The sequence below is a fragment of the Roseibium sp. FZY0029 genome (assembly GCF_036350355.1).
Classification (GTDB): domain Bacteria; phylum Pseudomonadota; class Alphaproteobacteria; order Rhizobiales; family Stappiaceae; genus Roseibium.
Genome location: NZ_JAZDVZ010000006.1, coordinates 94,301 through 110,451, shown reverse-complemented (window position 1 = coordinate 110,451; position 16,151 = coordinate 94,301). Strand labels below are relative to the sequence as shown.

General features: G+C 59.7%; 12 protein-coding genes and 1 pseudogene. 7 read left to right on the top strand and 6 right to left on the bottom strand.

Features of this window, described 5'->3' with window-relative positions; translation table 11 throughout:
• Positions 1 to 21: 21 nt before the first annotated feature.
• From V1T76_RS18290 to V1T76_RS18280, 3 genes are all read right to left on the bottom strand, one after another.
• Positions 22 to 975 carry a metallophosphoesterase gene (locus V1T76_RS18290; RefSeq protein WP_330562083.1) on the bottom strand — a complete coding sequence of 318 codons (954 nt, stop codon included), beginning with the start codon at positions 973 to 975 and terminating at the stop codon, positions 22 to 24.
• A gap of 173 nt (positions 976 to 1,148) precedes the next feature.
• Positions 1,149 to 1,382, bottom strand: a complete 234-nt coding sequence (locus tag V1T76_RS18285) for a hypothetical protein (RefSeq protein ID WP_330562082.1) — start codon at positions 1,380 to 1,382, stop codon at positions 1,149 to 1,151.
• 119 nt (positions 1,383 to 1,501) lie between these two features.
• Entirely contained in the window at positions 1,502 to 1,906 is a 405-nt protein-coding gene (locus V1T76_RS18280) for a serine/threonine protein kinase (protein WP_330562081.1), read from the bottom strand.
• Between the two features lie 184 nt (positions 1,907 to 2,090).
• Between V1T76_RS18280 and V1T76_RS18275 the strand changes: the two are divergent.
• Positions 2,091 to 2,552 (top strand): annotated as a pseudogene (locus V1T76_RS18275) (GNAT family N-acetyltransferase); the annotation flags it as partial.
• 2 nt (positions 2,553 to 2,554) lie between these two features.
• On the opposite strand, the gene V1T76_RS18270 reads toward V1T76_RS18275, so the two are convergent.
• Positions 2,555 to 3,514 (bottom strand): tyrosine recombinase XerC, encoded by a 960-nt coding sequence (locus tag V1T76_RS18270; RefSeq protein ID WP_330562080.1) that lies wholly within the window; start codon positions 3,512 to 3,514, stop codon positions 2,555 to 2,557.
• Positions 3,515 to 3,808: 294 nt separating this feature from the next.
• On the bottom strand, positions 3,809 to 4,462 hold the full coding sequence (gene fsa, locus V1T76_RS18265; protein WP_006935515.1) for a fructose-6-phosphate aldolase: 654 nt from the start codon (positions 4,460 to 4,462) through the stop codon (positions 3,809 to 3,811).
• A 277-nt stretch (positions 4,463 to 4,739) separates the two neighbouring features.
• On the opposite strand from fsa, the gene V1T76_RS18260 reads away from it, so the two are divergent.
• From V1T76_RS18260 to V1T76_RS18235, 6 genes are all read left to right on the top strand, one after another.
• Entirely contained in the window at positions 4,740 to 6,935 is a 2,196-nt protein-coding gene (locus tag V1T76_RS18260; RefSeq protein ID WP_330562079.1) for a primosomal protein N', read from the top strand.
• Between the two features lie 464 nt (positions 6,936 to 7,399).
• A complete protein-coding gene (locus V1T76_RS18255) occupies positions 7,400 to 7,960 on the top strand; it encodes a F0F1 ATP synthase subunit delta (RefSeq protein ID WP_330562078.1) in 561 nt (186 codons plus the stop codon).
• Positions 7,960 to 9,489: a F0F1 ATP synthase subunit alpha gene (atpA, locus tag V1T76_RS18250; RefSeq protein ID WP_330562077.1), complete on the top strand. Its 1,530-nt coding sequence runs from the start codon at positions 7,960 to 7,962 to the stop codon at positions 9,487 to 9,489. Before V1T76_RS18255 ends, atpA begins: the two co-directional genes overlap by 1 nt.
• 31 nt (positions 9,490 to 9,520) lie before the next feature.
• The gene (locus V1T76_RS18245) at positions 9,521 to 10,405 is read left to right on the top strand and encodes a F0F1 ATP synthase subunit gamma (RefSeq protein WP_330562076.1); all 885 of its coding nucleotides are present in this window, start codon (positions 9,521 to 9,523) and stop codon (positions 10,403 to 10,405) included.
• A gap of 25 nt (positions 10,406 to 10,430) precedes the next feature.
• Positions 10,431 to 11,855 (top strand): F0F1 ATP synthase subunit beta, encoded by a 1,425-nt coding sequence (atpD, locus tag V1T76_RS18240; protein WP_442970144.1) that lies wholly within the window; start codon positions 10,431 to 10,433, stop codon positions 11,853 to 11,855.
• 92 nt (positions 11,856 to 11,947) lie between these two features.
• A complete protein-coding gene (locus V1T76_RS18235) occupies positions 11,948 to 12,355 on the top strand; it encodes a F0F1 ATP synthase subunit epsilon (RefSeq protein ID WP_006935522.1) in 408 nt (135 codons plus the stop codon).
• A gap of 157 nt (positions 12,356 to 12,512) precedes the next feature.
• Here the strand turns inward: V1T76_RS18235 and V1T76_RS18230 are convergent, their stop codons facing one another.
• Entirely contained in the window at positions 12,513 to 15,887 is a 3,375-nt protein-coding gene (locus V1T76_RS18230) for a PAS-domain containing protein (RefSeq protein WP_330562337.1), read from the bottom strand.
• Positions 15,888 to 16,151 lie beyond the last annotated feature (264 nt).

The following is a 16,151-nucleotide window of genomic DNA, read 5'->3' as shown; positions in this document are numbered from 1 at the left end:
TGGCCTTTCAGAAAACCAGCTTCAAACGGTGGCGCCTCCCAGATGCACCACCGTTATTTCCGGGGGAACGCCGAAGCGGACCGGCAGGATCGAGCAGCCGAGACCGCCGGAAACGATCAGGTGACGGGGCTCTGTCAGAAGGTTCAGGTGCCTTGCAATCCGTGTTCCTTCCGTTTCAACAATGTGGCCATAGACATAGCTTTTGGCATGCTGCTTGGGAAAGGCCGGTTTGTAACCGAAACAATTGACCTGACCGCCGTGGGTGTGTCCGCTCAGCGTCAGGCTGACGCGGCCCGGCACCTCGCGGATGATGTCAGGCTCATGCGCCATCAGCAGCACGGGCGCATCGTCCGTCACCTGCGCAAGTGTTCCGCTCAGATCATCAAGGCCTTTCCAATGGTACCGTTTCACCTTGCTGCGCGGCCTCAGAGCAAGCTGATCATCGAGGCCGGCAAGCCAGAAAGCGTAGCCGTCCTTCTCGATCCGCTGCGCCCTGTTCTGGTAAAGCGGAATGCCGGCATTCAGCAGCGCCTGCCCGTATCTGGTCGGCCCGCCGCCGGTAAGCTGTGCGTCCGCGTCGTCCCACCAGTCGTGATTTCCGAGAACGGCATGGGTTCCGAGCGGGGCCGAGAGGTCGCCGAAAAGATCCGCCCAGGCCTGTGGCGGGATCGGATCATATTGCCATTTGTGGCTGGCGACATAATCGCCCAGCATCAGGATGATGTCCGGCTTCAGCGCGTTCGTCTGCCGAACGATGGAGCGCACCCGCTCCAGCCCCATCCAGGGATCGCAGATATGCGGATCGGCGATCACGGCGGCTGTCAGCTTGAGGCCGCCCGGCCATCTTGGAGGCGTCAGATGATAATGCTTCAGGTTGAGGCGGAACGGCTCAACGCCGATTGCATAGGCGGGCGCTGAAACGGCGCCCAGCATGGCGATACCACAGGTTTGCAGGAAGAGGCGTCTGGAAATCATGAGACGTTATCGACCGGTTCTTTTGAATAATCGTAAGTGAACCGGAGTTGTGGGGCAGGGATGCGGCTTGACCGAGGCGGGTTTCAGCAGATTTCGTGCAGAGAGCTACCTGGCCAAAAAAATCCCGCTGCGGCGCAGCGGGACTTGGTCTGGAGCTTGTCTTTTCGGCAGCGTCAGTCCGATGCGGTCTCGCCCATGGTCGGCTGGATCACGGACTCGTTCACGATGGCATCGCTGAGATCGTTGGTGGCAATGGCCACATCCGAGCCGGTGTCCGGCAGGACGGGCGTTTCGGCCACGGTCATCTGCTTGGCCTTGGCTGTCTTGTTCCAACTGCATGCGGCAGCCGGTGCAATTGCAAACGCGGTTACGGCAAGGGCCGCGATACCGGTACTCAATAAGCGCATGTTACCTCTCCTCGCGTTGGCCTGCGCCACAGTCGCGCAGTCTTACGTAAGGTAAGGAAAATCGACGGACTGACAAGGAAAAAGCGGAACACGATTGTTGTCGCACGGAGCCACATGCGCTATTGGCGCCGGAGATTATAGGTGTTTTCCGTGCGTGGTTCAGACAGATCGTTGACAACATTGATCACGTGAACGTCCAGAAGATCCCCAAAAGCGCGCAAAGTCAGCTGCTTGCTGCTGAGGAAGCCGATCAGCAACACCTGGATGGCGCCGTCCGAGCGCATCTCCGCGTCTGTCCAGCCCCACTTGCAATCGCGCGGAATGCAGGATGTGAAGGCACGCACACGCACATGCACCGCCTCGTTCTCGCATCGGCTGTCCACTTCGACGCGCGAGATTTCCTTCGGCTTGGCATCCGGATAGACCCAGACGCCATCTTCGGGAAGCGGGCAATAGACCCGCTCTGCCAGCGAGGGCGCGGCTGACATCAGAAGAAGACCGGCTGCGAGCAGGAACAGACGCATTCGTTATCTCCCGGTGAAAAAAGCTCTTTCGGCAACCTAACCGTTTGCGGCCTGACCGGCTACAACGGAGTTGGGGCGTCACCGGATTTGAATGACTTTCTCGGCAAACAGACAGAGACTTGCCATGCAATCACTTGAAACACTTCGGTTTCGCCTGCGTCTGCCGTAACAAAGAGATTTTCCCGTCTATAGGGCCTTTTTTGCGGATGCCGAAGCGTCACATTTTTATGGTGGCCCCTTGCGCGATGACATGGCCTGGCGAGTGCTGGCGGACCACCTCGGCCCCCTCGGCCACCGCGGCCACTGGCAACTGCGCGGCTACGGCGTCTGGGGTATCGAACCGAAAGCGGGAGGGGAGATCATCGGCGGTTGCGGGTTTGTCTGGCCGGAAGGCTGGCCAAGGCGGGAACTGACCTGGTGGCTGATGCCGCAGGCCCGCGGCACCGGTGCGGCGGTGGAAGTCTCCGAGGCGGCAATCGGCCACGCTTACCAGGTGTACGGCTGGCCATTGGTCGTCACGCATATGAAGGATGACAACGAGGCAGCGAAGGGGCTGGTGTTCAAACTTGGCGGCGAACCGATTGCGCGCGACCTGTTTCCGGACGGTCTGGAGCGCACGGTCTATGGATTTCCGAAAGCCGGCTGACCTTACCGGCGCGGGTGCGCCTTGTCATAGGCGGCCAGCAGGTGGGCGCTGTCGATTTCGGTATAGATCTGCGTTGACGCAAGGCTGGCGTGGCCGAGCAGTTCCTGGATGGTTCTGAGGTCGCCACCGCCAGCCAGCAGATGCGTGGCGAAGGAGTGGCGCAGGGCATGCGGGGTCGCGCTGTCCGGCAGGCCGAGCGCACCGCGCAGGCGCGCCATCGCCAACTGGATCATGCGCGGATTGAGTGGCCCGCCGCGCGCACCGAGAAACAGCGGCCCTTCGGGCGAGATCGCAAAGGGGCAGAGTTTCAGATAATGCTCCACGGCCTGGCAGACAGCAGGCAGGATCGGCACGATCCGCTCCTTGCCGCCCTTGCCGACGACGCGAAGCGTTTTTGTGCCGGTCCTGGGGGCCATGGCGCCGGTCAGCGACAGCGCTTCGGAAATGCGCAGGCCGCAGCCGTAAAGCAGGGTCAGGACGGCTGCATTGCGGGCTTCCAGCCAGGGTTCGCTTTCCATCGCCAGCTCGCCGCTGATCACGTCAATGGCATCCCTGGAAGAGACGGGTTTTGGCAGGGAGCGGGCCTGGCGTGGAGGACGCACGGCGGCAGAGGCCGCCGCATTCACTTCTCCGCGCCGCTCAAGAAATCTGAGAAAGGAGCGGATCCCGGCAAGTCCCCGGGCAAGAGAGCGGCTCTGCACGCCATCCCGGCGACGGCTTGCCAGGAAGCCGCGGAAATCAGACGGCCGCAGAGTGGCAATCTCCTTGAGGTCCGGAGCCCCGCCCAGATGGTTGGTCAAAAATCGCAGGAACTGCCGAAGGTCCCGCTCGTAGGCAAGCAGCGTCTTGTCGGAAAGGCGACGCTCGTCGGAAAGATGGTCGAGCCATTGGTCGACGCGACGGTTGAGCTCCGGCCGGGCACAGACGAGCAACGATTCGGACGTGGAGGATGCGGCACACATGGCTTCACTTTGGCGCTTGATCCCAACGGATCGGTTAACGCCATGCCGCTTTTTCAGTGTTTTTGGGATCGCTCGCGCGGATTTCCGCACGCTGTTCCGGCAGTCTTGCTGACCGAGTTATCGTGACAAGCGCAGCGAATTAGGAGGATTGCCGATGGGTCGCCTGTTTGAATGGCTGTTGTTCATTCTTTCCCCTCGGCGCTTGCCGGCAATCGAAGCGGTCCGGAATTTGGAAAGACGGTAGTCTGGCGGCCCGGATGTTCCGGGCCGCGCTTGTTCTTGAAGGGAAGGGGTTCAGAGAATGCTCTGGCCGGTCTTCGCCCAGTCTGCCAGGAACGCGTCCAGGCCCTTATCGGTCAAAGGATGCTTGATCAGCGCCTTCAATGTTGCCGGCGGAACGGTTGCCACGTCAGCACCGATGATGGCGCAATCCTTGACGTGGTTCGGCGTGCGGATGGAAGCAGCCAGGATTTCCGTGTCGAAACCGTAGTTGTCGTAGATTACGCGGATTTCGCGGATCAGCTCCAGCCCGTCGGCATGGATATCGTCCAGACGGCCGATGAACGGCGAAATGTAGGTTGCCCCCGCCTTCGCGGCGAGCAGGGCCTGGTTGGCCGAGAAGCACAGGGTGACGTTGGTCTTGGTGCCTTCTTCGGTCAGCTGCTTGCAGGCCTTCAGTCCATCGAAGGTCAGCGGCAGCTTGATGACGACGTTGTTCGCGATGGCGCCCAGTACGTGCGCTTCCTTGATCATCGTGTCGAAATCGGTCGCGGCCACTTCAGCCGACACATCGCCTTCGGTGATGGCGCAGATCTCGGCGATGACTTCCTTGAAGTCCCGGCCGGACTTTGCGATCAGAGACGGGTTGGTGGTCACGCCATCAAGGAGACCGGTTGCTTCCAGTTCCTTGATTTCAGCCGTGTCGGCCGTATCGACGAAGAATTTCATCTGTCTTTACTCCCTGTAGGGCTACCGGAGCAGCGCCGGAAACCTGGTCCCGCCGTGCGGGACAAAACGATTGCGTGGTCAGCTGGGCCCTCTTTACCCTAGGATGATGACAAGAAGAACCCCTGATTCTCCGGTGGACGAAATTTTTGCGGTACGTACCTCAAGAATGGCGAGGCTTGATCCCGGGGACCGGACGGGCAATGTCTCGCCAGGGGTCGGACCGTGCTCGGCACATGGTCGCGTGCCTTTTTCCGGAGCGATGAGGACCTGACGTTCAGTGCTGTTCGACGATCCAGAATTCCAGGAAACCATTGCCAGCGTGCTGGTGCCGGTCGCGGTGGCGGGGGCTTATACCTACAAGGTGCCTCCCGGAAAGGCCGTGGTTCCGGGCACCATCGTCAAGGTGCCGCTTGGCCCGCGTGAGGTGATCGGGGCTGTCTGGGACATTGAACCGGATGCCGCCATCAATCCGAAGAAACTGAAGACCATTTCCCACGTCTATGACACCACGGCGCCGCTCGATGCCGATCTGCGCCGGTTCGTCGACTGGGTGGCGAACTGGACGCTTGGCGCGCCGGGCATGGTGTTGCGAATGGTGCTGCGCTCCGAAGAAGCGCTGGAACCGGAAGCCCCCGTTCCTGGTGTCCGCCGTATCGAGGGGGCGGAACCGGACCGTATGACGCCGGCGCGCGGACGTGTCCTGGCAACCATGGAAGATGGTTTCGCCTGGACGAAGAGCGGCCTTGCCCACGCAGCCGGTGTGTCTTCGTCCGTCATCGACGGCCTGCTGCAACAGAATGTCCTGGAAACGGTAATGATGCCGGCGGCACCTCCACCGCCGAAACCGCAACTGGACTTTGCGCAAAAGCCATTGACCCCGGCGCAGCAGGCAGCGGCAGACGGGCTGATGGACTGCTTTGGCAAAGGCGGGACCGTTGCCCTGATCGACGGTGTTACCGGGTCGGGCAAGACCGAAGTTTATTTCGAGGCCATTGCCGAAGCGCTGCGCCGGGGCAAGCAGACCCTGGTGCTGCTGCCGGAAATCGCTCTCACGGAGCAGTTCCTGCGGCGCTTCGAACAACGCTTCGGCGTCTATCCGGCCGAGTGGCACTCACAGATCACGGTCAAGAACCGGTCACGGGTCTGGCGCGGCGTTGCCTCCGGCGATGTCCGGGTGGTCATTGGCGCACGCTCCGCTCTGTTCCTGCCGTTCAGGGAACTTGGCCTGATCATCGTCGACGAAGAGCATGACGCGGCCTTCAAGCAGGACGACCGCGTGCCCTACAGTGCCCGTGACATGGCCGTGGTTCGGGGTCATCTCTCCGGCTTTCCGGTCGTTCTGGCCTCGGCGACGCCGTCGGTGGAAAGCATCGTCAATGCAGAGGTCGGCCGCTACAAACTGTTCGAGTTGCCGGAGCGGGCATCCGGTGCTGCCTTGCCCGATCTGACGGCGATAGATATGCGCCAGGACGGGCCGGAGCGGGGCCGCTGGCTGGCGCCTGCACTTGTGCATGGCATTGCCGATACCTTTGCCGAGGGCGGCCAGTCCCTGCTGTTTCTCAATCGGCGCGGCTATGCGCCGCTGACGCTGTGCCGCACCTGCGGTCACCGGTTCCAGTGTGCTCATTGCAGCGCCTGGCTAGTGGAGCATCGGTTTCAGAAAAAACTCGTTTGCCACCACTGCGGCCATCAGGAGCCGGTGCCCAAGGCCTGCCCGTCTTGCCAATCGGTAGACAGTCTCGTTGCCTGCGGTCCCGGGGTGGAGAGAATCGCTGAAGAAGTCTCTGAGCGTTTTCCGCAGGCGCGTGTGCTGGTGCTCTCGTCCGACATTGCCGGTGGGCCGGACCGCTTGAAGCGGGAAATGAAGATTGTCGAGGAAGGCGGCGCCGATATCGTCATCGGCACGCAGCTCGTCGCAAAGGGGCATAACTTCCCGCTGATGAAGCTGGTCGGCGTGGTAGATGCGGACCTGGGCCTTGCCCATGGCGATCCGAGGGCTGCGGAAAAAACTTTTCAGCTTCTGGCCCAGGTGACAGGCCGTGCGGGCCGTGTGACCGGTGGCGGCAAGGGCTTCCTGCAGACCTACAATGCGGATCATCCTGTCATCAGGGCTTTGCTTTCCAGCGACAAGAAGGCTTTTTATCAGGCGGAAATCGAGGCGCGGCGGGCCGCGGGCCTGCCGCCGTTCGGTCGCCTTGCCGCCGTCATCGTCTCCGGCCCCGACAGAACCTTTGCGGAAGGCTTCTCCCGTGCGCTTGCCCGGGCAGCACCACCCGATCAGGCCGTCACGCTGCTGGGGCCCGCGGAAGCCGCCCTTGCCATGGTGCGCGGGCGCTATCGTTTCCGCCTTCTGGCAATGGCACCGCGCCAATATGATCTGCAGGCCTATCTACGGCACTGGTTGAGCACAGGCCCCAAACCTACCAAGGGCTTGCGCCTGCAGGTCGATATCGACCCGCAGCATTTTCTCTAGGGGGCCGGTGCCTCCTTCCGAACGGACCGCCGGGAATGGCCTTCGGGGGGAAGAATCGGTTGCGGCCCGATGGCCATCGTTTGCGGTTCAAGGGAAGCTGGGGCTGGCGATAAACCGGGAGTCTGCGCGGCTGCGGCAAAAACGCTCCCGGCCACCGCTCTGTCAAACCGCCCGGAAAGGCCTTTTCGGCCGTTCCGCGGAAAACCGTCTAAAGGTTTATGACGGTGCAGAGGCGTTGATCCGAAAGGCTTTTTATCGGCCTTTGGCAAAAAACACCTAGGAATCGGCAATAACAGTCTTTAGGCGAAGTTGCACACTGGGAAACCCTGTGCTAATTGAGGCGCGGCTTTGGGGGCAGCGGTTTAACCGTCATACCTTCTGACCTTGAAATCATTCATTTTTTCAATGCTTTGCGGGCGCTAGCCGTTTCGCGGGCATGAAAAACGTCAGAGAGCACGGACCTGGTGACTGACAACGTATCTCTCGTATCCGGCGTGGCACAGCGTTATGCGTCCGCCCTTCTCGACCTCGCCGAAGGCGATGGCGTAACGGCTGACGTGGAGCGGGATCTGACAGCTTTCGAAGGCATGATTGCCGAAAGCGAAGATCTCGTCCGTCTCGTGAAAAGCCCGGTATTCAGTGTGGAGGAGCAGCTTGCAGCGCTTACCGCACTTCTCGACAAGGCAGGCATCAAAGGCCTGGCTGCTAATTTCGTGAAGCTGGCAGCCCGTAACCGGCGCCTCTTCGTTCTTCCCGACATGATCAAGGCATTCCGCTCTCTGCTGGCACAGCAGCGGGGTGAGGAAACGGCTGAGGTAACCTCCGCAGCCGCTCTGTCCGACGAGCATGTCGCCGCCCTGAAAGAAGCCCTTTCGGCTTCCACGGGCAAATCCGTAAACATCGTGGCAAAGGTTGATCCTGCCCTGATCGGTGGCCTCGTGGTCAAGGTCGGCTCCCGCATGATCGACACATCGCTGCGTACCAAGCTCAATTCACTCAAGTTCGCGATGAAAGAGGTCGGCTGATGGATATTCGGGCCGCGGAAATCTCCGCAATCCTCAAGGACCAGATCAAGAGCTTTGGCCAGGAAGCCGAAGTTTCTGAAGTCGGTCAGGTGCTCTCCGTCGGTGACGGTATCGCCCGTGTTTATGGTCTGGACAAGGTCCAGGCTGGTGAAATGGTCGAATTCCCGGGTGGTATCAAGGGCATGGCCCTGAACCTGGAAACCGACAACGTCGGTGTCGTTATCTTCGGCTCTGACCGTAGCATTAAAGAAGGCGACACCGTCAAGCGGACCGGCGCCATCGTGGAAGTGCCGGTCGGCAAGGGCCTTCTGGGCCGCGTCGTCGACCCGCTCGGCAACCCGATCGACGGCAAGGGCCCGATCGAGGCGACCGAAAAGCGCCGCGTGGACGTCAAGGCACCTGGCATTCTGCCGCGTAAGTCCGTGCATGAGCCGATGGCTACCGGCCTGAAAGCCATTGACGCCCTGATCCCGGTTGGCCGCGGTCAGCGCGAACTGGTTATCGGTGACCGGCAGACCGGTAAAACCGCGATCATTCTCGACACCTTCCTGAACCAGAAGCCGCTGCACGCTACCGACGACGAAGACGCAAAGCTGTACTGCATCTACGTTGCAATCGGCCAGAAGCGCTCCACCGTTGCTCAGTTCGTGAAGACCCTGGAAGACGCCGGTGCGCTGGAATATTCCATCGTTGTCGCTGCGACCGCTTCCGACGCTGCTCCGCTGCAGTACCTGGCACCGTTCGCCGGCTGCGCGATGGGCGAGTTCTTCCGTGACAACTCCATGCACGCCGTGATCGGCTATGACGATCTGACCAAGCAGGCCGTGGCCTACCGTCAGATGTCCCTGCTGCTCCGTCGTCCGCCGGGACGTGAAGCTTTCCCGGGCGACGTTTTCTACCTGCACTCCCGTCTGCTGGAACGTGCGGCGAAGCTGAACGACGAACATGGCAAGGGCTCTCTGACCGCTCTGCCGGTGATCGAAACCCAGGGCAACGACGTGTCCGCGTTCATTCCGACCAACGTGATCTCGATCACCGACGGTCAGATCTTCCTGGAAACGGACCTGTTCTACCAGGGGATCCGCCCGGCTGTGAACGTCGGTCTGTCGGTGTCCCGCGTGGGCTCTTCCGCTCAGATCAAGGCGATGAAACAGGTTGCCGGCCCGATTAAGGGTGAACTGGCTCAGTACCGCGAAATGGCGGCCTTTGCCCAGTTCGGCTCCGACCTCGACGCCACCACCCAGCGCTTGCTGAACCGCGGTGCACGTCTGACCGAACTTCTGAAGCAGCCGCAGTTCTCGCCGCTGAAGACCGAAGAACAGGTCGCAGTCATCTATGCCGGCGTGAACGGCTATCTGGATGCGATCCCGGTCAACCGCGTTCGGGACTTCGAAGAAGGCCTGCTTCTGTTCCTTCGTGGCGATCACAAGGCTTTGCTTGACGCCATTTGGGAAAAGAAGGCACTCGACGACGAGCTGACCGGCAAGCTGAAAGCTGCCATCGACGCGTTCGCCAAGAACTTCGCTTAAGACCACGCCGGGATAAGGAGCAGGGGCGGCCATGCCGAGCCTGAAGGACTTACGAAACCGCATCGCTTCCGTTAAGGCGACGCAGAAAATCACCAAGGCCATGCAGATGGTGGCCGCGGCGAAACTGCGTCGTGCTCAGGAAGCTGCGGAGGCCGCGCGCCCCTATGCGGAACGCATGGGTGCGGTGCTGGCCAACCTCGCGGTGGCCTTCGAGGGGCGCGACGACGCTCCGAAGCTCATGTCCGGCACAGGCAATGACCAGGTTCATCTCCTGGTCGTTGCGACTGCCGAACGCGGGCTTTGTGGGGGCTTCAACACCAACATTGCCAAGCTCGCGCGCGAAAAGGCGCGCAGCCTGTTGAAGCAGGGCAAGACGGTCAAGATTATCTGTGTCGGCAAAAAGGGCTACGACGCCCTGAAGCGCGAACTCGGCCAGCATATCATCAAGACCATCGACCTGCGCAGCGTGAAGCACGTCGGCTTCAACGACGCGGCTGAAATCGGCCGCGAAGTTCTCTCCATGTACGACGATGGCGAGTTCGACGTTTGCACGCTGTTCTATTCGACTTTCAAATCCGTGATCGCACAGGAGCCGACCGCTCAGCAGTTGATCCCGGCCCACTTCGAGGCTGGCAGCTCTGATGAAGGTTTGGGTGCCAACGCGGTTTACGAATATGAACCGGAAGAGACAGAGATCCTTGCGGATCTGCTGCCGCGCAACATCTCCGTTCAGATTTTCCGGGCACTTCTGGAAAATGCTGCGTCTGAACAGGGGGCACGTATGTCCGCAATGGACAACGCGACCCGTAACGCCGGCGAGATGATCGACAAACTGACGATCAGCTACAACCGCCAGCGTCAGGCTCAGATTACGACGGAACTGATTGAAATTATCTCGGGCGCGGAAGCGCTCTAACGGGATCGAGACGAGGATTAGGGATATGGCTGACAAAAAGGTCGGACGGATCACCCAGGTCATCGGCGCCGTTGTCGACGTCAAGTTCGATGACCACCTGCCGCTGATCCTGAACGCTCTTGAAGTTGACAACCAGGGCACGCGTCTTGTGCTCGAAGTTGCTCAGCACCTTGGCGAAAACACGGTACGTACCATCGCGATGGACTCCACCGAGGGTCTGGTGCGCGGTCAGGAAGTGGTCGACACCGATGCACCGATCGTGGTGCCGGTTGGCGACGGCACCCTGGGCCGTATCATGAACGTGATCGGCGAGCCGGTCGACGAAGCCGGTGAGATCCCGCACGAAAACAAGCGTGCGATCCACCAGGAAGCTCCGGAGTTCATCGAACAGTCCACCGAAGCTGAAATCCTTGTAACGGGCATCAAGGTCGTTGACCTTCTCGCACCGTACGCAAAGGGTGGTAAGATCGGCCTGTTCGGCGGCGCCGGCGTCGGCAAGACCGTTCTCATCATGGAACTGATCAACAACGTCGCCAAGGCGCACGGCGGTTACTCCGTGTTCGCCGGTGTTGGTGAGCGTACCCGTGAAGGCAACGACCTTTACTGGGAAATGATCGAATCCGGCGTGAACAAGGAAGGCGGCGGAGAAGGCTCCAAGGCTGCCCTGGTTTACGGCCAGATGAACGAGCCCCCGGGAGCCCGTGCACGTGTTGCTCTGACCGGTCTGACCGTTGCAGAACACTTCCGTGACCAGGGCCAGGACGTGCTGTTCTTCGTGGACAACATCTTCCGCTTCACCCAGGCAGGTTCCGAAGTGTCCGCACTTCTCGGCCGTATCCCGTCCGCTGTGGGCTACCAGCCGACGCTGGCCACCGACATGGGCGGCATGCAGGAGCGCATCACGACCACCAACAAGGGCTCGATCACGTCCGTGCAGGCCGTGTACGTTCCGGCCGATGACTTGACCGACCCGGCACCGGCATCGACCTTTGCTCACCTGGACGCTACGACGGTTCTTAACCGTTCGATCGCTGAAAAAGGCATCTACCCGGCTGTGGATCCGCTGGACTCCACGTCTCGTATGCTGGATGCCCGCATCATCGGTGAAGAGCACTACGAAACGGCTCGTGCGGTTCAGGTTACGCTGCAGCGCTACAAGGCTCTGCAGGACATCATCGCCATCCTGGGCATGGACGAACTGTCTGAAGAAGACAAGCTCACCGTTGCCCGCGCCCGTAAGATCGAGCGCTTCCTGTCCCAGCCGTTCTTCGTGGCTGAAGTCTTCACCGGTTCTCCGGGCAAGCTGGTTGCTCTCGAAGACACCATCAAGGGCTTCAAGGGTCTGGTCGAAGGTGAATACGACCACCTGCCGGAAGCAGCTTTCTACATGGTCGGCTCCATTGATGAAGCCATCGAGAAAGCACAGCGCCTGGCTGCTGAAGCTGCCTGATAGGCGAATTGACCGGACGCCCGACTCGGGCGTCCGTCTTCTTCATGTTTGATGGCTTGCCATCAGAATTAGACTGACAAGGAAGACGCCAAATGGCTGAACTTTTCCAGTTTGAGTTGGTCTCGCCGGAGCGCCAGCTCCTCTCCGAACAGGTCGCCGAGGTTGTAGTACCGGGCGCCGAAGGCGAGTTTGGCGTTCTGAAGAACCATGCCCCGTTCATCTCCACCATTCTGCCGGGTATCCTGAAGGTGCGCGGTGAAGCTGGTGGCTGGGACGAATATTTCGTCCGCGGTGGTTTTGCTGACGTCGCCGCAGGCGGTCTCACCGTTCTGGCCGAACAGGCCGTACCGGTCGGCGAGATCAGCCGTGAGCAGCTTGATAAGGCAATCCAGGACGCGCAGGAAGATGTGGCTGACGCCAAGGACGACGCCTCGCGCCAGAAGGCCGAAATGACACTGGCTCAGCTCAAGGATGTTGTAGAGGCTCTCAAAAAGGCCTGATCCGACATCTCAAGCTCAAGTCAATTGCGCGGTCCGGAAACGGGCCGCGTTTTTGTTTTGGGTGAGGGGCATCCGCACGCCTTTGGCCATTAAGGTTCCCTCTGGCCAACTGGCCAACTGGCCTGTGGGGCGATTAAGGCCAAAGATGGAGAACGGCTCAGGCTCGGGCGAAGCGGACCTTGTCTTCCTCTTCGAAGAACTTGAAGCCGTTCCGGCCGTTTTTCTTGACCTCGTAAAGCGCAAGATCCGCGCGCTTTATTACCGGACTGGGATCGAGTTCGCTACCAGTGATCGGAGAAATGCCGACACTGATCCCGACAGAGATGATGTTGTCGTGCACGGTGAACGGTGTGCCGATCTTCTTGACGATACGGTCGGCTATCTCTGCTGTGCCGGCATTGCCTGAGCCGGTTCCCGTCAGGATGATCCCGAATTCATCGCCGCCTAGCCGGGCGATGAGGTCTGAAGAGCGGACGCACTCCCGGAGCCGCTGCGCAACCAGTTTCAGCAATTCGTCGCCTGCATCGTGGCCGAAGCAGTCGTTCACCGGCTTGAATTTGTCGAGGTCGAGAAGCATCAGGTCGCCGGCAATGCCGTTTTGCGACGCGGCCGTGAGGGCTTCGTCCAGTTTGGCATTGAAAAGCGTCCGGTTGGCCAGTCCGGTCAGCGTGTCATGGTGCGCCGCGAATTGAATCTTTTCTGCCGCCAGTTCGCGCGAGGTGATGTCTTCATGGGTTCCGATCCACCCGCCGCCGGGCAGAGGGGCATGTACCGCGCTGATGATCTTGCCGTTTGGATGCCGGAACTTGGATCGGACGACTTCACCCGCTGAAAGGCGGATCATCAGATCCATGACGTGTTCCTGAACGTCACCCTCGAATTCGCCGCGCTTCTTTTCCGCCTGTATCAACTCGATCAGGCTGACACCTTCGCGCACATCGCCCTCGGGTTTCCTGAAGATCTCGATGTACTGCCGGTTCCACAACGTCAGACGACCGCGCGCGTCAAAGACACTGACGCCCTGTCGCATATTGGCCAGAATAGCCTCGAGTTCCTCGGTGCGGTGTCGGGCGAGGCGTTCGTTCGAGGCCAGTTGCTCTTCCATGTTCTTGCGGTCGGTGATGTCATAGAAATTATGGATCACGCCGCCGGACGGCAGGGGGGTACTCCGGGTCTCGATGTAGGTTCCGTTCGCGGCTCTCCGTTCGAAAACCTGCGGCTTGCGCAAGTCGTATTGACGGTACCTCTCCAGAGCAAGCGTCTCCGGATCACCAGGGCCGTAATCCCCGCGTTGGGCGTTGTAGTGAAAGAAGTCGTAGAGATGCGGCCTGCGCTTGATAAGATCCTCGGGAAAATCCAGAAGGACGCGGAACTGTTCGTTGCTCGAAGCCAGCCGCAGCGAGTCATCATAATGAACGATGCCTCCTGGAAAATTGTCGAAGATGCTCTGCAATGTATCAGACTGCTGCTTCGTCTCCGTGATGTCGGTCAGGGAGACCACCACACCGTCGAGATCAAAGTCCTGATCCTCGTTGACGGGTCTTGCACTCAAACGCAGCCATCGCCGGGGGCGCCCGTTGGCTGGTTGCAGATGGGCAATGACATCGCGCACGGCCCCGGGGTCGCGGGCTGCCAGTTCCAGCGGGGCCTGGCATTCACGCTTGCCTTTCAGGCTGCACCGGAGACCGAAATCAATGTCGGCAACATTCAGCCCAACCAGGTTCGCGTGCCTAAAGCCAAGCAATTCAACAGCGGCAGGATTGGCCGATTGAATTTCGCCGGAATGGGTCAGCAGCAGAATGCCTTCGCTGAGCGTTTCGAGCGTTGTCCGATGGACGGCCTCGGAATGACGGAGAATGTGCTCTGCCTGCTTGCGTTCCGAAATATCGAAGAAACTGCTGATAAGGCCCCCGCTAGGCAACGGGATTCCGCGCACCTCCAGATGGGTCCCGTCTGGGCTGATGTGTTCGTAGATATGCGGTTTGGGATCGTCGAAATGCCTGAACCTTTGCTCGAGAAGTTCGCGAGGGTCACCCGGACCGTAATCTCCCCGCTCAGCCAGATAGGTCGCCACCTCGACAAGGGTGGCCTTGCGATCGATGAACACTTGCGGCAGTTGAAGCAGCCGCTGAAAATCCTTGTTGCAAACAGCCAGCCGTCTCTCCGGGTCGTAGTAGACAAGGCCGCCCGGCAGATTGTCGAAGATGGCCTGAAGCGCGATAAGCTGCCGTTTGGCTGCGTTCACGTCGGTCAGGGAAAGAACGACGCCATCAAGACCATAAGCATTTCGGTCGCCGATCGACTTCGCATTCAGGCTGAGCCAGAAAGACTGACCAGTGCCGCGACGGGTCACATTTGCGACCACATTGCGCACCCTCTCCGGATCTTCCGCCACCATTTGCAAAAGTGTGCCGCCGGCAATGTCGGTTTCTTTTTCGCAAAGGATGTCCAGCTCGAGATCCTGAAGTTTTTTGTCTTTCATCTCCTCGCCCGGATAGCCAAGCAATGCGGCAGCGGCAGGGTTGGATGACTGGATGTGGCCGTCTTTGTTCAGGAGAAGAATGCCCTCGCTCAAGGTCTCCAGGGTGGTTCGATGAACGGTCTCGGAATGCGAAATGGCCTGTTCGAAGCGTTTGCGCTCGGTAATGTCCTGGAATGCGCCAACCAGACGAGTCGTGCAGCCGTTTTCGATTACGGGCCTGCCAGCGGTCCGTACCCATATCTTGCGCCCTTTGGCAGTGATGAAGGGAAGTTCCAGGTCCCAGGTGACGCCTTCCTTGATGCTTTTGATGACGGCATCCGAAATCTGCCGGCGGCAATCCGGTGCGTAGAAGGAAAGTGCCATATCGACGGTCGGCTTGAAGTCGCCGCCGACTTCATGAATTTCCCGCGTTTTGTCTGTCCAGGTCAACGTGTCTGTGTCGAGATCGACCTCCCAGCCTCCGACACCGGAAACCGTCGTGATCTCCTCCAGGAGGTCCTTTTTCCGTAGGGCCCGGCGCTGCTGTTCCCTGGCTTCTCCAAGGGCGGCCTGCGTCTCTTTCTGGGCGCTGTGGGATTTCATCAGGCCAAGCACAATCGTGCCCATCCGCCGCAATTGCCGGAGCTGAAGGTCGCTTGGTTGGCGAGGCTTGGTATCGACAACGCACAGGGCACCGAGAATATGCGTCCCATCGAGTGACAGCGGATAGCCTGCGTAAAAGCGTATGTGAGGTGGTCCGCAGACGAGAGAGCTGTTTTTGAAACGCGCGTCTTCCAGGGCATCCGGTACGACCATCACATCGCGCGAAAGGATTGCCTGATCGCAAAAAGTGCCGCTTCTGGGGGTGTCATCAAGAGCGATGCCGGTTCTGGCCTTGAACCAGAGGTCATCCTTTCCAACGATGGAAATGAAGGCGATTGGCGCTTCAAAGATCGCGGCAAGTGTGTCTACGAGATCGTTGTATTCCGGCAAGCGTTCGGAATTGAGGATTGCGAGCGACGCGAGTGCATCCAGACGATCCTGTTCGCTATGTCCCTGCACAGGGTTCATTTTCACTGTGCCTCTTTGTCGACCGCGTCACTATCCAGGCTCTAGGTAAATTACGCTACGATAGAGAACCAAAACAAAGTATTAATTTTTCAAGATTGAATTAAAGTCTCTGTATAGGAAAGGTTGTTCTATCTGGTGAAGGCAGTCGTATTTATAACGAAGATTATTAGACAAGATCCCTAGGTATTATTTGGATTATGTAATTTGTTATTTCATCTTGAGGTAGCTTCAGTCGGTTGGGCTGCAGCAGGGTCGAGCAAGGGT